The organism is Microbacterium lacus (genome assembly GCF_039531105.1).
GTDB classification, from domain to species: Bacteria; Actinomycetota; Actinomycetes; order Actinomycetales; family Microbacteriaceae; genus Microbacterium; species Microbacterium lacus.
Genome location: NZ_BAAAPK010000001.1, coordinates 2,611,044 through 2,626,225 on the forward strand (window position 1 = coordinate 2,611,044; position 15,182 = coordinate 2,626,225).

General features: G+C 64.9%; 17 protein-coding genes and 1 tRNA gene. 3 read left to right on the plus strand and 15 right to left on the minus strand.

The annotated features are described in order from the left end of the window. Window positions 1-86: 86 nt before the first annotated feature. The 10 genes from ABD197_RS12400 to ABD197_RS12445 all read right to left on the minus strand — a co-directional run bounded on the left by ABD197_RS12400 (window position 87) and on the right by ABD197_RS12445 (window position 10,902). Window positions 87-1,289 (minus strand): PucR family transcriptional regulator, encoded by a 1,203-nt coding sequence (locus tag ABD197_RS12400; RefSeq protein ID WP_344054973.1) that lies wholly within the window; start codon window positions 1,287-1,289, stop codon window positions 87-89. 88 nt (window positions 1,290-1,377) lie between these two features. Continuing rightward, complete coding sequence (locus tag ABD197_RS12405) at window positions 1,378-2,361, minus strand: PDR/VanB family oxidoreductase (protein ID WP_344054975.1); 984 nt, start codon at window positions 2,359-2,361, stop codon at window positions 1,378-1,380. A gap of 196 nt (window positions 2,362-2,557) precedes the next feature. Beyond that, window positions 2,558-3,949, minus strand: a complete 1,392-nt coding sequence (locus ABD197_RS12410) for a Coenzyme F420 hydrogenase/dehydrogenase, beta subunit C-terminal domain (protein WP_344054978.1) — start codon at window positions 3,947-3,949, stop codon at window positions 2,558-2,560. Window positions 3,950-3,992: 43 nt separating this feature from the next. Next, entirely contained in the window at window positions 3,993-5,495 is a 1,503-nt protein-coding gene (locus ABD197_RS12415) for a TRAP transporter large permease (RefSeq protein WP_344054981.1), read from the minus strand. After that, window positions 5,488-6,066 (minus strand): TRAP transporter small permease, encoded by a 579-nt coding sequence (locus ABD197_RS12420; RefSeq protein ID WP_344054985.1) that lies wholly within the window; start codon window positions 6,064-6,066, stop codon window positions 5,488-5,490. The genes ABD197_RS12415 and ABD197_RS12420 overlap by 8 nt, the downstream gene beginning before the upstream one ends. Window positions 6,067-6,137: 71 nt before the next feature. After that, the gene (locus tag ABD197_RS12425; protein ID WP_344054988.1) at window positions 6,138-7,433 is read right to left on the minus strand and encodes a type 2 periplasmic-binding domain-containing protein; all 1,296 of its coding nucleotides are present in this window, start codon (window positions 7,431-7,433) and stop codon (window positions 6,138-6,140) included. Between the two features lie 342 nt (window positions 7,434-7,775). Beyond that, window positions 7,776-8,072, minus strand: a complete 297-nt coding sequence (locus ABD197_RS12430; protein ID WP_344054991.1) for a putative quinol monooxygenase — start codon at window positions 8,070-8,072, stop codon at window positions 7,776-7,778. Between the two features lie 37 nt (window positions 8,073-8,109). Beyond that, entirely contained in the window at window positions 8,110-9,528 is a 1,419-nt protein-coding gene (locus tag ABD197_RS12435; RefSeq protein ID WP_344054994.1) for an MFS transporter, read from the minus strand. Between the two features lie 220 nt (window positions 9,529-9,748). Then, complete coding sequence (locus ABD197_RS12440; protein ID WP_344054996.1) at window positions 9,749-10,465, minus strand: nitroreductase family protein; 717 nt, start codon at window positions 10,463-10,465, stop codon at window positions 9,749-9,751. A gap of 365 nt (window positions 10,466-10,830) precedes the next feature. Next, window positions 10,831-10,902 (minus strand) — tRNA-Arg (locus ABD197_RS12445). Between the two features lie 152 nt (window positions 10,903-11,054). Here ABD197_RS12445 and ABD197_RS12450 point away from each other — a divergent pair. Next, window positions 11,055-11,336 carry a Fe-S cluster assembly protein HesB gene (locus ABD197_RS12450; RefSeq protein WP_344054999.1) on the plus strand — a complete coding sequence of 94 codons (282 nt, stop codon included), beginning with the start codon at window positions 11,055-11,057 and terminating at the stop codon, window positions 11,334-11,336. Window positions 11,337-11,386: 50 nt separating this feature from the next. Here the strand turns inward: ABD197_RS12450 and ABD197_RS12455 are convergent, their stop codons facing one another. Together ABD197_RS12455 and ABD197_RS12460 are read right to left on the minus strand one after the other, a co-directional pair. Beyond that, window positions 11,387-11,752, minus strand: a complete 366-nt coding sequence (locus ABD197_RS12455; RefSeq protein ID WP_344055002.1) for a nuclear transport factor 2 family protein — start codon at window positions 11,750-11,752, stop codon at window positions 11,387-11,389. Window positions 11,753-11,790: 38 nt separating this feature from the next. Further along, complete coding sequence (locus tag ABD197_RS12460; protein WP_344055004.1) at window positions 11,791-12,261, minus strand: hypothetical protein; 471 nt, start codon at window positions 12,259-12,261, stop codon at window positions 11,791-11,793. A gap of 84 nt (window positions 12,262-12,345) precedes the next feature. On the opposite strand from ABD197_RS12460, the gene ABD197_RS12465 reads away from it, so the two are divergent. Continuing rightward, window positions 12,346-12,885 (plus strand): AAA family ATPase, encoded by a 540-nt coding sequence (locus ABD197_RS12465; RefSeq protein ID WP_344055007.1) that lies wholly within the window; start codon window positions 12,346-12,348, stop codon window positions 12,883-12,885. Window positions 12,886-12,939: 54 nt separating this feature from the next. Continuing rightward, window positions 12,940-13,602 (plus strand): DUF2306 domain-containing protein, encoded by a 663-nt coding sequence (locus ABD197_RS12470; protein WP_344055010.1) that lies wholly within the window; start codon window positions 12,940-12,942, stop codon window positions 13,600-13,602. Here ABD197_RS12470 and ABD197_RS12475 read toward each other — a convergent pair. From ABD197_RS12475 to tatA, 3 genes are read right to left on the minus strand one after another with little or no spacing between them, the layout of a single operon-like run. Then, entirely contained in the window at window positions 13,599-14,159 is a 561-nt protein-coding gene (locus tag ABD197_RS12475; protein WP_344055013.1) for a Sec-independent protein translocase subunit TatA/TatB, read from the minus strand. The genes ABD197_RS12470 and ABD197_RS12475 overlap by 4 nt on opposite strands. Further along, window positions 14,159-14,947: a twin-arginine translocase subunit TatC gene (gene tatC, locus ABD197_RS12480; protein ID WP_344055016.1), complete on the minus strand. Its 789-nt coding sequence runs from the start codon at window positions 14,945-14,947 to the stop codon at window positions 14,159-14,161. The genes ABD197_RS12475 and tatC overlap by 1 nt, the downstream gene beginning before the upstream one ends. After that, on the minus strand, window positions 14,944-15,159 hold the full coding sequence (gene tatA / locus ABD197_RS12485; RefSeq protein WP_344055017.1) for a twin-arginine translocase TatA/TatE family subunit: 216 nt from the start codon (window positions 15,157-15,159) through the stop codon (window positions 14,944-14,946). Before tatA ends, tatC begins: the two co-directional genes overlap by 4 nt. Window positions 15,160-15,182: the final 23 nt, after the last annotated feature.

The following is a 15,182-nucleotide window of genomic DNA, read 5'->3' on the forward strand; positions in this document are numbered from 1 at the left end:
AGCGTGTTTCACACTCAACGGAGATTCCGCCGATGATCGCCTCGCTGTCCCTGTATGCCCGCACAGTCAGGCCGGTCCGGGCGCGGTCAGTGGCCGTGAAGATGGAGAATGCACCACACTTCGGCGAGCGTGCGCATATCTTTCAGCGAGCAAGCTGTCATCGACTCGAAGCGCTCGAGGCGGTACCGCACCGTGTTGACGTGCAGGAACATCGCCGCTGATGTTTCCGCTACGCTCCGCCGGCGGCGGATGAACTCCGAGACGGTGTCGATGATCGCCTGGCCTGCGGCGCCGTTGTCGAGAAGCGGGTCGAGGTACCGCTGCTTCAGTATTTGCGCGACCTCTTGGTCGGCGGACACAGATGCAGTGATCGAGAGGTCGTCGAGACTCACGAGGCCGGTGATGCCGACTTGCCGAGCAGCATCGACGCTGCGGGTCGCCAGCCGGAAGCCCTCGGCGAGCTCTGACACCGGCACGCGAGGCGACACCCCCACGAGAAATGCTACGTCGCCTTGGGGTACGTCCGCCAAGACCAGACACATGTCGCCGTACATCGTGGTGATCGAGGGCTCCGTCGACGTGTGTCCGATGCAGATCAGAAGCGCACGGCGCACCTCGTTGAAGGCTATTTCCCCCGGCACCGCCCGCAGCACGTGGTACGTCTCCCGGATGTCCAGAGACGCCTCAGCAGCGGCCCGCTGGATCTCCACCGGAGTGAGCCCTCCGCCCAACAGTTGGCGCAGCGCAAGATCCTGGCGGCGCTGATCGCGCTTGATCAGCTCGATAGCGGTCTCTTGGTAGCCTGCGATCATCTCCAGCAGCGACCAGTTGTTCCACGCATCGAGGTACTGCAGCATCTCTACGATCGTCTCGTTGCTGATGCCGCGTTGATGCGCCATCTCGCTCAGGTAGGACGCCACGGGGACCTGTGCGACCAGAGTTATTCGGACGAGGTCCGACAACTCCACAGCACGGAGCGCACGCGATCGCCCGGTGGCCTGCAGGGCCGCACCGTCATCGCCGGCGTTGGGCATTCTCCGTTGCTGCACTCCGCGGATCATCGGGATCGCCGCCATGCGCGAGCGTTCAATGAACTCCTCGACTGACACGTCGCGATAGGACGACTGAGCCAGCTCGTCAGCCAGCTCATGATAGGTCAGGTCAGTGATCTGTTGCTCGATCAGCTCGTCGAGGAGCAGGACGAGACGCTCCCAGTCGGACGGGTCATCGACCCTGCCTACGGGAGTGGGTGTCGGCACCGTGGCAGCACGGGCTGGCCGTCCTGTCATGGTGTCACCTCCGCCCCACTGGCATACGGAACTCATTCCACGCTACAACCGCTCTCGCTCCGCCACGCCGACAGCTCGTGGGGGACGATCAGAGGTCGAGCACGAGCCGCGGCGACTTCGACCGTGAGCAGCAGATCATCATGACCTCGTTCGACGCTTTCTCGGCTGCGGTGAGATAGGAGTCACGATGGTCGGGGCTGCCAGAGAGCACCACCGTCTCGCACGTGCCGCAGGTTCCTTCCCGACAGGAGCTCATCACCTCGAGACCGGCCGCCTCGACCACCTCGATGATCGTCTTGTCCGCCGGTACGTGGAGTTCCAGTTCGGAGTAGTCCAGAACGATGTCGAACGGGGTGCGCACTTGCTCGAGCAGATCCTGGCGGGGACGGAAGCGCTCCACATGCAGTTGGTCGGCCGGGAGGTGCGACATTGCGTCCTCCACGGCGTTGAGGAGCGGCTCCGGCCCGCAGCAGTACACGGCAGTTCCGGGTTCGAGCGCCGAGACAAGATCCCTCACGGGAATGATGCCGGCGGTGTCCTGCGGCCACAGCGTGACGTGCCCGTCGTATTGGCTGATCTCATCGAGGAAGGCCATGCTCGATGAAGAGCGCCCGCCGTACATGAGCCGCCATGGCTTCCCCTCCGCCTCCACTTTACGGATCATGGGCAGGATCGGGGTGACGCCAATGCCGCCTGCAATGAATTGGTATGCGGGCGCGTCGACGACCTCGAAGTTGTTGCGAGGACCCTGCAGAGTGAGATGCTGACCCACGCTCACGGACGTGTGCATGTACTCGGAACCGCCCCGACTCTGCGGCTCGCGCAGCACACCGATTCGCCACGGCTCCCCCGGCGCGACATCGCCACACAAGGAGTACTGGCGTTCGATCCCGTTATCCATGAGCACGTCGATGTGCGCACCCGGTGTCCATGAAGGAAGCTCTCGCCCATCCGCGGGTGCAAGGGTCAGCACGACGATGGCTCCGCTCCCCTGCAGCTCCAGGCCCGTGACCTCGCACACGAGAGATCGCTCCTCGCCCAGGGGCCGACGGATGTTGGTATCAACTGTCATCACTTTTTCTCCTCGCCGTGGCGTCCAGCGGTCGTCCGATCAGGATTTCCCGAGTTTTGCAGGCCCCCGAGCGGCCTCCAACGGCGTCCGGGCCAAGATCGCGGCCACAAAGTTGTACACCCGTACAGCGGGCTGTCCAGGCGCACAGGCACGAGAAAGGGCACACCGCGCGTACAGCGCGGTGTGCCCTCTCTCGTCAGATCGTGGGCTCGACGTTGTCGCCGGCGCGCGCGCGACGAAGCGTCCCCAAGAACTGATCCCATGCTGATCGGAAGTCGGCCACCGTGAAGCGGAGTCTCCGACCGAACCCGCTCGTGCGGTAGGACGGCTGGCGGAGCAGCGTGAGCGCGAACAACTGCGCCGAGCCGCCGACCCTGCGAGCGACGTGGTTGGCATGCATGGGTTCGAGTTCTTCGATGGACATCGGCGCCAGCGTCACATAGCCCGCTTTCGTTGCTGCTTGCAGCAGCCTCACACCCGCGTCGGTGCGAGTGATCGCGATATTCGTCCCCGGCGCCTCTTCGTACAGCGGCTTGCCGTTCTTCATCACCCACCCGTCCGGCACGGATATGTCGGCGACCTCGCCGACAGCGTCGACGCAGATCTTGCAGCGGAATTGCATGTCGTATTTCCAGGGCCTGTTGAGCCATGCGCCCTGATACGTCATGTCGTGTGTGTCGCCTGTCTTCGTCTGGACCCGAAGGGGCCCGGGCCATCCATCGCCACGGTATGTGAAAACGGACACATCACGCTCGTCTACTCGGTGGTACCTCATGATCGCCTTTGGGATGCGTGCGTGGTGCGTGCCGCCGCAGAAGATCGTCAGCAGGTATCTGATCTGGCCGGCCGCCCGCTCGTCGCGCCTCATCAGCGAACGCACGGCTGAGACGTCGCACGGCTTGGCGATCACCGCGAACCGCGCTCCTTCGTCAAGAAGGGTGTGTGCGAGCACGAGCGGCGAAGACGGCCCGTAGCGCGACTGGGCGGTATCTTCCAGATCGCCCACCGCGCGCGAGATGGTCGAGATCGTGAGCCACGGCCGCTCTGGATCGGCTTTCACATGCAAGATTGCGTCCACCTCGCCGGAATCGAGAAGATAGTGGGCCAGCGCAGTGAGGGTCGCGCCGCCGGCACCGTGGTATCTCACGTCTTCGTCGGAGGCCCACGCACGGTTCACCGTGCGGATCGGACCCCACAGCGGCTCTTTCTTCGTGGTGTCGACGTCGGCGGGCCCGAGGGACGTGACGGCTGCCAGCATTCGCTCGTCGCCCTGCGCGGCTCGGGCTGCGGTGGGGCGTCGCCGTGTGGTGCGCACCTCGGTCATGCGTGATGGTCGACCCGGCCCTGGGGCTTCCCACGCCGCTTCGACTTCGGCGTACGGCCCTTCGAGATTCGCTCCCGGGCAAACCTGCATGATGCGCTTTTCGACGAGCAACGGAAGCGGTTTGCGCACGAGTGGGCGCATGTGCCCGTTGATTCCAAGACCCATCTCGACGGCTTCCCGCCCGGCCATGCTTTCGCAGAGCCCGCATCCTGTGCACAGTCCCGCCTTCACAACGCCCTCGATGGTCTCCGGCACCAATGTCATTTCATCCTTTCGATTCGCTCAGGGGCTACGAGGGATCGCCGCGCTAGGTGCCCATGAGACCTGGCAAGAAGGTGACGATCTCGGGCACCAGGATCCACAGGATCGTGATGAGGATCGCCATCGGCAGGAAGAGCAACACAGCCTTGAAGACATCGGTGACGGTCACCCGGTTACCGAGATTCACGGCGGGATCCTGCAGCAGCTTGTGGATGACGAACGTCAGGATGCCCACCGGTGGCGTGAGGATCGCGAGCTCGCCCATGAATACGGCGAACACGCCGAACCACAGCGGGTCGATCCCGAGCACGGGCAGCACCGGTAGCAGGAGAGGGATCGTCGTAAGCAGGATTGCAAGCGGATCCATGAACATCCCGAGAATGATGTAGACCACCATCACCAGCAACAGGAACTCGATGCGGCCGAGCCCTGAATCCACGACAAAGTCGGAGAAAAGACGTCCAATCCCCGAGATCACTACCAGCGCCGTGAGAATGTGCGCTCCTACGAGGAGCAGGAAGATCGCTCCGACTGCGCTGACGGTCTCCACCGCGGCGTGCACGATGTGCTTCAGCGGCTGGTCCTTCCGCTTGAACCAAAGCGTGAAGATGAGCGCCCCGGCTGCACCTGCCGCTCCCGCCTCGGTGGCGGTGAGAAGCCCCATGAACATTCCGCCGATGACGATGATCATCAGGACGATGAGTGGCCAGATACCCACAAGGCTCACGATCCTGTCTCGCCAGGTCACAGTCGCTCCAGGCGCGCCCCGCCCTGCCCAGTCCGGCTTCACCAGCGAGAACACCCAGATCATGATGCTGAACAGGATCGCAACCGTGATGCCGGGAAGAATGCCGGCGATCAGCTGCGGGCCGACAGGGTTCTCCATGATGCCCGCGACGATGATCAGGAAAATGCTGGGCGGGATGAGCTGACCTGGAAGACCGGCGACGATCACCGACCCGATGACTATGGGCTTCTTGTATCCCGCGCGGAACATCTCCGGCACGCCTACTCGCGCGAGCGCGTACGTCGTCCCGATCGTCGAGCCGGACACCGCGGCCAGACCGGCACCGGCCATGTTCGTACCGATTCCTAGGCCGCCGGGCAACCAGCTGAACCAGTTGCGGGCAGCGTCATACATCGACGACGTCATTCCCGATCTGGCGAGCAGAAGTCCCATGAGGATGAACATTGGCAAGACGCTCAGCGACCAGTTTGAAGACGCGGCAAGCGGCTCTGCCCCCAACAGGTTGGCTACCGGCCTGATTCCGAGCATCGCGAAGGCGCCGATGAGGCCAGGGATGGCAAGCGCGAACGCGATCGGCATTCGCAGGAAGAGCAGGATGAACATGAGGAACAGCGCCGCGAAGCCGATGGCGGTGCGGTCATCCAGTGTGAACATCAGTACGACGGGAGTGAGCACCAACGCAGCAATGGCGGCGCGGAACAGCCAGTCACGCAGAGACGTTGGCTCACCGTCGGGTCTTCCCGGCCTACGGGCGCGACCCCCGTTGTTTGCAATGGCCGCCGGGTTCAGGGTTTCAGTCACGATTCGCGTCCTTCAACAGATCAGGGCCACTCGTATCGAGCAGACCGAAGCCTTCGTCGTCGAAACGGCCACGTATCGCCCGCAACGCGTCGATCGTAAAGAGGACCGCGAGCGTAGCAAATGCAAGCGGCGGTAGGAGCGTGATGGGTGCGACGTAGACATCGCTCGCCGGAGCTTTCTCGCCGATCTGGAGTGCGTGAATCGACTCCTGCAGCCCATACCACGCGAATCCCAAGGAAACCGCTGCGGAGAGTGCGCTCGTGAACAGTCGCACCTCCCGGCGGATCTGCCGAGGGAACTTCTGGTAGATGATGTCGGCCTCGATGGTCTGGCCGCGGACGACCGACACCACGATTCCGATCATCACGATGGCCGGCAACCAGAGGTACCCGACGATCTCGTTCGTTCCGCGCATCGGCTGACCGAAAACTGTGCGGGTGAAGACGTTGGCGAGCACGTGAATCGTCATGAGAATGATGCCGATTGCCGCCACGTACTCCAACAACTTCGTTGTTGACTCGCCGAGCCTCGAAGGTGGCGTATCGCGCTGGACCTGGGTTGTCGCTGTCACTGTGACTCCTTGATATGTTGCCGGGGAATGGGTGCGGCCGATTCCCCACCCACACCCCGGCAACTCTGCAACTACGGGCGAGCACCCCATGTGAGGGGAGCGATGTTCTCGACGAGAGCGTCGGTGTAATCAGCGCCGAGGTCGGTGGAATACCACTCGCCCACTTGGTCCACGTCGCCAGCGTCGAGATAGCCCAGATCCTCGACCATTGCGACCCACTTGTCGGTATTCACCGTTAGCCGGTCGATGAAGTCGTTTCCATCGAAGGCAGAGCTGTTGCGAACATCCTCGAGCAATTGCTCGTTGACCTCGGCGAGCCGATCCGTCACATCTTTCTCGAATGTCAGGAACTGGCCGCCATTGGCTTCGACGATGGGCAGGCCGTCTTCGACGATCTCCGCGACTTGGATCTCCTTGCTCTCACCCATCGCTCGAACGAACATTTCTTGGACGAGCTGCTGGGCTACCGGATCCATTTCGCTGAATCGGATGCCCGCATAGTACGGAGTCGGTGTGGACACGAAAGCTGCTCCGGGAACTGTGTGCATGACGTATGGCGCCACCTCGAACAGGCCCACCACAGTGCCGAGGGCATGGATCCCCATTCCGCAGTCGAGGATCCCCCGCTGCAGGGCTTCGTACACCTCGTTGTAAGCCATCGACACCGGAACGGCGCCGAGACCCTCGAGCTGGGCCGCCATGCCTGGAGTTGCGGCGCGGATCTGCTTGCCTTGAAGGTCCGCGAGGCTCGTCAACGGCTCACTGCAGAACATCACAGTCGGACTTTCCGGCTGCAGCATGTAGAGCGGCGTGAGGCCGTTCGCATGCACCTCCGCCAGAGCCTCGGGGGTGCCGAGCGTGGTTTCTTCGTAGGCGCCCGCGCTTCCGAGCGTGCCGGCGAGAATTCGGGGATCGCGCAGAACAGTCGTGTTGATGATTGCGTTGTTGACCGGGTACTGTTCCGCGTTGAGCGCCGCATAAACGACGCCGATGTCAACCCGGCCGTCCATCAGCGCTCTGTCGATCTCGGCGACGTTCGGCACGATCGCGTTCGACCAGACGAGCTCGATCGTAACCGCGCCGCCGGAGTACTCCTCAACGTTCTTCGCGAAGGTCTTGTAGGGCTGGGATGTGCGGCTTTCCGGTCCAGATCCGATCTGGAACACGAGGTTGGTGGGCTCCACGCCCTCAAGCGCCGCCGCGTACTCCTCGGCGCTCGCGCCGATCGGGACGTCAGTGGCTTCGCCCGAGCTTCCAGCTCCGGCGCTCGCGCCACCGCCGTCACAGCCGGCGAGGGCGAGACTAGTGGCGATGGCCATGCTCAATGCAAGGAGGGGCGTAATTGCTTTCGAGCGCTGCAACTCCATTGTCAGCCTTTCTTTTCTCGGGTTGGTGCTTTCGTCTCTGTGAGGGAGAGCGGCGGACCCCGCCACCCACGGGAGGCAGTCTCTAACTACTCCCGGGGCGGAGTTACACCGACCGCGACTGCCTGCCCGATCGGAGCGGACAGTGACACGAAGTGAACTGGCATGAGACCTCCATTGGTCACAGCGCCACCTCTTCGTCGCACTGCCATCGAACCTTTGTGGTTCTAGCATCAGTCGGCACCGAATGACGGACAATGTGCATACGTCCAAGCGAGAAGGCGCTGGATGTGTGTGTCTGTCCGAACCTCGCAACACCCGTGCCGTCGAGCAGCGCGAGTCCAGTCATGACCAGTCGATGGTCTCGAACGTCCGCACCGTCCGCTCCGTCAGATGGTCGAGCGCGTCGTTCACCACGATCGCTTGGAAATGGTCGCTCGACTTGTGCGCGTCGTATGCCCGCGAGTCGACGTATTGCTCGTACAACATGAATTCAGCGGGGTCGGTGGCCGAGACGTGCGCCTGATAGTGGATGCAGCCCGTCTCAGCTCGTGACAACGTGGTCATCGCCGAGAGCACCTCGCGGATATGACCCTCTTCTCCGGGCTTGGCTCGCCAAGTGGCAACAACAGTGAAGCTCACTTCTTCCTCCAAGGGTTCGGACAGTGTGAGCGGCTGCTCACACGGGCAGGGATGGTGACCGCTCTCCGGGCGCTGGACGGGCCGGTATAAAGGAAGCGGTCAGCAGCGCGACAAGTGCCGCCCCGCCACCCAAGACGAGGGCAAGTCGGATGCCGTGGGCAGTCGGCACCTCGACGCCTTGAAAGTCTACGGAGTAGCCCGCGAGCACTGCCGCGACCAATGCGGCAGCGGTCGCCGTCCCGATAGACCGAAAGAGCGCGTTCAGCCCGTTCGACGCGCCGGTCTCGGTATGCGGCACCGAACGCATGATGAGCATCGGCATCGAGGCATATCCGAACCCGATGGCGACGCCGACGAGAACGTTCGCGATGAAGATATGCCAGACCTCGGTCATGAAGAACATGGTGAAGCCATACGCAAGCGTCAAGGCTGCGGTGCCGATGATCATGAGCAGCTTGGGTCCGGCGCGCGTTCCGATGCGCCCGGCCACCGGTGAGAGCAGAAGCATCATGAGACCGGACGGCATGACGATCAGACTCGATGCCAATAGTGAAAGACCAAAACCGACACCCGAGCCGATCGGCAGTTCGAGCAGTTGCGGATAGATGACGTTCGATGCGAACAGCGCAAACCCGATGGCCACCGAGGCGATGTTGGTGAGCAACACCGACGGTCGCGAAGCAACGCGAAGATCGAGAAGCGGATCTTCGACACGCAGTTCGTAAACACCCCAGAGAACCAGCACGACGATCCCACCAAGGCCCAGTCCCATCGTCCACAGCGAGGTCCAGCCCCACTCATTGCCTCGAGAGATCGCCAGCATCAGTGCCACGAGCCCTACCGCGATCCCGATCGTCCCGATGACGTCAAATCGTCCGCCTGTTCGCAGCACGCTGACGGGAACCACCAGAAGGACGAGGACGAAGACCACCGTGCCGAGGATCGCTGCCATCCAAAACAACATGTGCCAGTCCAGAGTCTGCGTCACGATCGCGCTTATGGGCAGCCCGAGCGCTCCCCCCATGCCGAGGGTGGCGCTCATGAACGCGACGGCGGCATTGACGCGGTCGGTGTGAAGCACGTCTCGCATGATCGATATGCCCAACGGCACTGCTCCGACGATGGCCCCCTGGAAGGACCGGCCGATGACAATCCCGATGATCTCCTGGGACAGCGCGGCGATGACCGAGCCAAGAACCATCGCCGCAATCAAGCCGAGGATGACCCGGCGCTTTCCGTACATGTCTCCGAGACGACCGGCAATCGGAGTGATCACCGCCGCAGAGAGCAAGGTTGCGGTGACCACCCATGCCGTGTCGTGTCGCGGGGAGTCAAGCAACTCGGGAAGTCTGGCCTGTATTGGAACGACCAATGTGAACATGAACGATGAGCACATCCCTGCCAGCGCGAGGACTAGGACGATCGAACCCTGTCTGGGACGTCGGTCGCTATACATTTGCCGGTGCCTCATTGCCTTCGGAGCTCGCGTCGGCCGGACCTGCCGATGGTTGAGAGGCTGGATCGAAGACACCGATCATCGGAAAGCCGGAAGCCACACGTGCTCCGATCGCGACTTGCGCCGTCGCGGCGTCGACAACCGCCGTCACGCTTGCGCTGGTTCGAGCGCCGCCGCGGGTGGGCCTCCACCTCGGAGCGACAGCGCACTCTCGCGTCGCCTAGGCACCGGCGGTCCCATCGGCGCGAATCGATTCCCACCGGTCGATGTACGTGACATCGACGGGGTCACTCCTTCTTGCTGGACGAAATCGGGTCCCGAGCGTATAGCCGACGGGAATCATCGCCGCGGGCGTGACGTCCACCGGGAGCGAGAGAATCTCGCGCAGCTCACCGGCGCGAGCGAGTATGGCCGAGGTATAGGCCGACCCGAGCCCGCGAACGCGCAATGCCAATTGGAAGCTCCAGGCTGCGGGAAGTATCGACCCGAAGAAACCGGCGGCCCCGGCAGCATCGATCGGGGGAACACCCAAACAGCACGGAATGACGATTACCGGAACTCGATCCAGATTCTGGGCGAGCCCAATCGCATCCTCATACACACGCCTCGTTGCATCGGTACTTGCCGAATCCCGCTCACGCATGAAAGCGGGCATAGAGGCACGCCGGTAGAGCTCCCCTAGGGCCGCCTTCTGGTGGAGGTCTTCGACCACGATCCATCTCCACCGTTCGACGTTTCCCCCTGTCGGTGCTTGCAGCGCGACGCCAATGCACTCGAGGATGGTCGCCCGATCCACAGGTCGATCGAGGTCGAGTCTTCGTCTCACAGTTCTCGTCGTTGTGAGAACCTCCGTGGCGGTCATCTCCTGCACGGTGCCTCCCGCATCCGCACGCCCGGCGATTGGCGAGCGGCAATACCAGATTCGGGCGCCATTCATCGACCAGGCAATGTATGAGAGTCCAGAACATCCAGCGGCCGCCCTGTGCTCGCGAACACGTCATGTCGACTGCGCGCAGCGGTTGAACGACGCCATGCCGCTTGTGGCCCTACCGGCGGCTCCGCAGACCCGCGATGCCCGACCGCAGCGGCCATAGAGCAGATTGCTCAGTTTTCGAGGGAGGCACATCGCGCCCAAGCCGGACTATTTTGGCGGTCTGTGACACTAACCGACGGTCCGTGAAGGGCGTTGTTGGCGCCTCGAACTTACACCCGAACTTCGAGAATGCGGCCAAAAGCGGCAAAAACGGGTGTTGAACGGGCCAGCGGGGGGAGAAATCCCTGGTCAGACTCAAAAAAAGACTGTGCCCCTGGAGGGACTCGAACCCCCAACCGTTTCCTTAGGACGGAACTGCTCTTCCATTGAGCTACAGAGGCTGGCTCGGCAAGTTTAGCCGAGCAACCAGCGCCACCCAGGTCGAGACCGGCGCACCTCCGTATCGCGTGTGAGTCGGCGAGCGGGGTTGCGATCGGTCCGGATTCTCGGAATCGTGGCCCGCTCGATGCCCGCACAACGGAAAGGAGCAACCATGCTCACCATGACCGACACCGCGGCAGAGGCCGTCAAGACGATCGTTTCGAACAACTCCGGAGGCGACGACGGAGGTGTCCGCATCCGTGACACCGGCCAGCAGAACGGCTTCGAGCTCAGCGTGGCGCCCGCCCCCGAACCCGAAGACACCGTGGTCGACAGCGCCGGTGCCCGCGTGTTCCTCGACCAGACGGCCACGACCGCGCTCGATGACCGCGTCCTCGACGCGGAGCTCGGGCAGGACGGTTCCGTCCGCTTCGCCCTCGGCCTCCAAGGCTGAGCCCCGGCGATCGAAGCTCGACGGGTCCTCGCGCGCAGCGCGGGGGCCCGTCACTCTTTCCGCTGGAACCACCAGTCCTGGAATTCAGTCGCCCGGCCCGCGCCGTCGAAGCGCACGAGCCACACGTTGTCGTACACGCTCGTCTTCGGACCCTCCGTGTACGTCGTGACACCCCGGATCACCGCGGCGCCCGAGGTCTCGAGCTCGACCCCGCCCTCATAGGACCACGTGCCCGGTTCGTCGCGCTCTTCGAGCCAGTGCGCCACGATCGCGTCCACCCCGACGGCAGGAGAGAGATCGCGGGGGCTGCCCCGATACGTCGCGTCCGGCGCGAAAAGCGCCCGGATGCTGTCCACGTCGTTCGTCTTCCAGGCGTCGAGGTAGCCGGCCAGGAAGCGCTCCGCGTTGCTGCTCATGACAGCACCCTGACACGGGGGTGCGGCATCCGGAACCCTTACGCGAGGACGCGGACCAGCGTGTACACGGCGAGCACGGCGACGGCCAGACCGACGACCAGGTCGGTCCAGGTCGCGAGGGTCTCCTTGGCGTTCTTGTCCTTCTTGGCGACGTGCATGAGGCCGGCGATGAGCAGGAAGAGCCCGCCCGCAAGGCCCACCGGCAGCGCCCATCCCGGCACGAGGGCGAACAGCCCGGCGAAGCCCATCGCGAGGTTGGCCGTGCCGAGCTCGGCGGTCAGCTGCCGCTCCGCACCCGTCGTCGCGGTGGCGCCGAGGATCTGCGCCGTGCTCGCCCGGCCCGACACCTGGACGATCCCGGCGAGGAACAGCCGCGTCCCCACGCCCCAGAACACGAACCACTTGCCGAAGACGAGCACCGGATCGCCGCCGACGACGGCGAGCTCGATGACTCCCGACACGATCGGCAGCACGACGGTCTGCAGCAGCACCACGATGAAATAGCCCACGGCCACGCTCCCCCGAACGTCAGTTCATCTCACCGTAGCGGGGCGACCCCGTAACCGCCGCCGACGCGCGCGCTACAGTGCCCCATGCGCATCGCGATCTCGGGCACGCACGCCAGCGGAAAGAGCACCCTGATCTCCGACTTCGTCGCCGCGCACCGCGACATCGAAGTCATGCCCGACCCGTTCGAACTCATCGATGAGAGCGATGACCGGCCCGGTCCGGCGATGCTCCTGCGGCAACTCCGCGCCAGCGCCGACCGGCTCGAGCAGAACGACTCCCCCACGTTCATCGCCGAGCGATCACCGCTGGACTTCCTCGCCTACCTTCTCGCCCTCGACGAGCTCGGTAGGGGCACCGCTTCCGACGAGGTGATCGAGCGGGCCCGGGAGCTGACGGCGAGCGCGCTGCGCCACATCGACCTGCTCGCCGTGCTCCCCCTCAGCTCCGCCGACCGCATCTGGGTCGGCGACGACGAAGACCCCGACCTGCGCGAGGCGATGGATGCCGCCCTCCTCGATCTGCTCGACGACCCCGATCTGATCCCCGCCACCACGCGCGTGATCGAGATCGCCGGCGACCGCGCGACCCGTCTCGCGGCGCTCGAGGCCGCCCTCGCCGACTGAATCCTGGCCGTTCGGCCGATGCGGTCGCCCGTCCCCCGCAGCGAGCATCGGTTCATGACCCGCACGATCACCTCGCCCGTTACCAGACCCCGCGCTCGGCGCAGCCGAGAGTGGCTCATCCCGACGTCGCTCCTGTTGCTGAGCGCCGTCCCCGTACTCGCCGGAGCCCTGCGCCTGACCTCGCTCGCGAGCGGCGGCGACGTGACGCCCGACAACGTCCGGTTCTTCGCGCTCCCCCTCCCGGTGATCCTGCACATCCTGGGCGCCACGACCTACCTCGTGCTCGGCGCATTCCAGTTCGTGCCGAGCCTGCGGCAGCGGCATCCTCGGTATCACCGGCTCGCGGGCCGCGTGCTCATCCCGGCGGGGCTCGTGGGGGCGGCATCCGGTCTGTGGATGACCGCGGTGTACGACCTGCCCGCCACAGACGGCGGCCTGCTGCCGCTCGTGCGGTGGGTGTTCGGGCTCGCGATGATCGCCGCGCTCGTGCTCGGTCTCGTCTCGGTGCGCCGCCGCGAGTTCGCCGCGCACCGCGCGTGGATGATCCGGGCCTACGCAATCGGCATCGCCGCCGGCACCCAGGTGTTCACGACACTGCCGTGGATGCTGACCGGTGGTCTCGATGCGACGAGCAAGACCCTCGCGATGACCCTGGGCTGGGTGCTCAACCTCGCGGTCGCCGAAGCGATCATCCGCCGTGCAACGCCGCGTCGCTAGACCGCGACGGCGGGGTCGTCCGCCTCGGCCGCGCGGCGCACCGGGTCATCCTCGGCGAGGTCGACGATCGCGATCCGGCGCGGGTGCGCCGATCCGCCGACGATGACGAAACGCTGTCCCGGACGGACGGCGGCGATCTCGGCATCCGTCCAGGCCGGCGCGCGCGGCGCGGAGAGGGGCGCGATCGAGGGAGGCGGCTCGGCAGGCGAGGGCGACTCGGCGGGCGAGGGCGACTGGTCGAGCTCGACGGCCGGCGACTCGTCACCCTCGACTGCCGGAGCCGCGGCATCCGCTCGCCGCTCCGCCACCGGGTCGTCGGCGAGCGCGTCCCGCATGATCCGGCGCGGGTCGTACCGGCTGAGGTCGACGTTCCGCCACTGGTCGATCGGGACGCCCGTCGTCTCCGTGACACCGTCGCGGGCGCCGTCGACGAAAGCACGCAGGCGACGGATGCCGCGCCCGAGCTGTCCGGCATACTCCGGCAGCCGGCGCGGACCGATCACGATCGCCGCAAGCAGCAGAATGAAGAAGAGCTTCTCGAAGGTCAGACCGAACATCAGTAGGCGCTCCCCTGCGGGGTGTCGGAACGGATCGGGTCGGAGCGGCGCAGCATCCGTCGGTCGTGGAGGTGGGTGATCACGAGCGCCGCGCCGAACAGGGCCGCCATGGGGACGGCGACCAGGAACATCGACATCACGTCGGCGGCCGGGGTCACTAACGCGCTGAAGACCGCGATCACCACGACGATCCAGCGCCAGCCGCGCCGCAGGGTGACCGCCGAGACGACTCCCAGCGCGTTCAGCAGCACCAGGATGACCGGCAGCACGAACGCGACTCCGGTGGCGACGACGACCTTGAGGACGAAGTCGACGTAGTAGCCGGCGTTGAGGATCGTGCTGTGGGCGTCGGACGCGAAGCCGGTGAGCAGCTGCACCATGTGCGGGAACAGGGCGAATCCGAACGCGCACCCACCGAGGAACAGCACGAGCGCCGCCCGCGCATAGCCGAACGTGAGGCGCCGCTCGCGCCGGGTGAGCCCGGGCGAGACGAACGCGAACAGCTCGAACAGCCAGACCGGACTCGAGACGACGATGCCGCTGAAGATGGCGATCTTCAGCCGCAGGTCGAACGCGCCGGTGACGCTGTCGAAATTGAGACTCGCCTCGCGGGTGAGGGCGATCTGCTCGATCGGGGCGCGCAGTACCTCGAGGATCTGCTCCGAGAAGACGAACCCGATCACGACGCCGAGAATCAGCGCCACCGCCGCGCGCATCGCACGCGTGCGCACTTCGGCGACGTGGCGCGTCAGGGGCATCGTGCCGCGGACGGCGGTGGCGGTGGTCATGACGGGCGAGAGGCGTCGGGGCGAGATACGACCGGGATCGCGATCGTGCCGGGCGCGGGCTCAGCGGGCTCGTCGTTCTTCGACTCCTCCTTGAGGATGCGCACCGACTGCCCGAGGCTGCGGGCGAGTCCGGGCAGCTTGGTCGCGCCGAAGACGAGCAGGACGATGGCGAGCACGATCAGGGCGTGCCAGCCGGTGAGGTTCGCAAACATGGGATTCTCCTTGCGTGGGGACG

Excerpts from the sequence above, each read along its gene's own strand:
- ABD197_RS12400 (WP_344054973.1), bottom strand. The coding sequence starts at position 1,289 with ATGACAGGACGGCCAGCCCGTGCTGCCACGGTGCCGACACCCACTCCC.
- ABD197_RS12405 (WP_344054975.1), bottom strand. The coding sequence starts at position 2,361 with ATGACAGTTGATACCAACATCCGTCGGCCCCTGGGCGAGGAGCGATCT.
- ABD197_RS12410 (WP_344054978.1), bottom strand. The coding sequence starts at position 3,949 with ATGACATTGGTGCCGGAGACCATCGAGGGCGTTGTGAAGGCGGGACTG.
- ABD197_RS12425 (WP_344054988.1), bottom strand. The coding sequence starts at position 7,433 with ATGGAGTTGCAGCGCTCGAAAGCAATTACGCCCCTCCTTGCATTGAGC.
- ABD197_RS12435 (WP_344054994.1), bottom strand. The coding sequence starts at position 9,528 with ATGTATAGCGACCGACGTCCCAGACAGGGTTCGATCGTCCTAGTCCTC.
- ABD197_RS12440 (WP_344054996.1), bottom strand. The coding sequence starts at position 10,465 with ATGAATGGCGCCCGAATCTGGTATTGCCGCTCGCCAATCGCCGGGCGT.
- ABD197_RS12450 (WP_344054999.1), top strand. The coding sequence starts at position 11,055 with ATGCTCACCATGACCGACACCGCGGCAGAGGCCGTCAAGACGATCGTT.
- ABD197_RS12455 (WP_344055002.1), bottom strand. The coding sequence starts at position 11,752 with ATGAGCAGCAACGCGGAGCGCTTCCTGGCCGGCTACCTCGACGCCTGG.
- ABD197_RS12465 (WP_344055007.1), top strand. The coding sequence starts at position 12,346 with ATGCGCATCGCGATCTCGGGCACGCACGCCAGCGGAAAGAGCACCCTG.
- ABD197_RS12470 (WP_344055010.1), top strand. The coding sequence starts at position 12,940 with ATGACCCGCACGATCACCTCGCCCGTTACCAGACCCCGCGCTCGGCGC.
- ABD197_RS12475 (WP_344055013.1), bottom strand. The coding sequence starts at position 14,159 with ATGTTCGGTCTGACCTTCGAGAAGCTCTTCTTCATTCTGCTGCTTGCG.
- tatC (WP_344055016.1), bottom strand. The coding sequence starts at position 14,947 with ATGACCACCGCCACCGCCGTCCGCGGCACGATGCCCCTGACGCGCCAC.
- tatA (WP_344055017.1), bottom strand. The coding sequence starts at position 15,159 with ATGTTTGCGAACCTCACCGGCTGGCACGCCCTGATCGTGCTCGCCATC.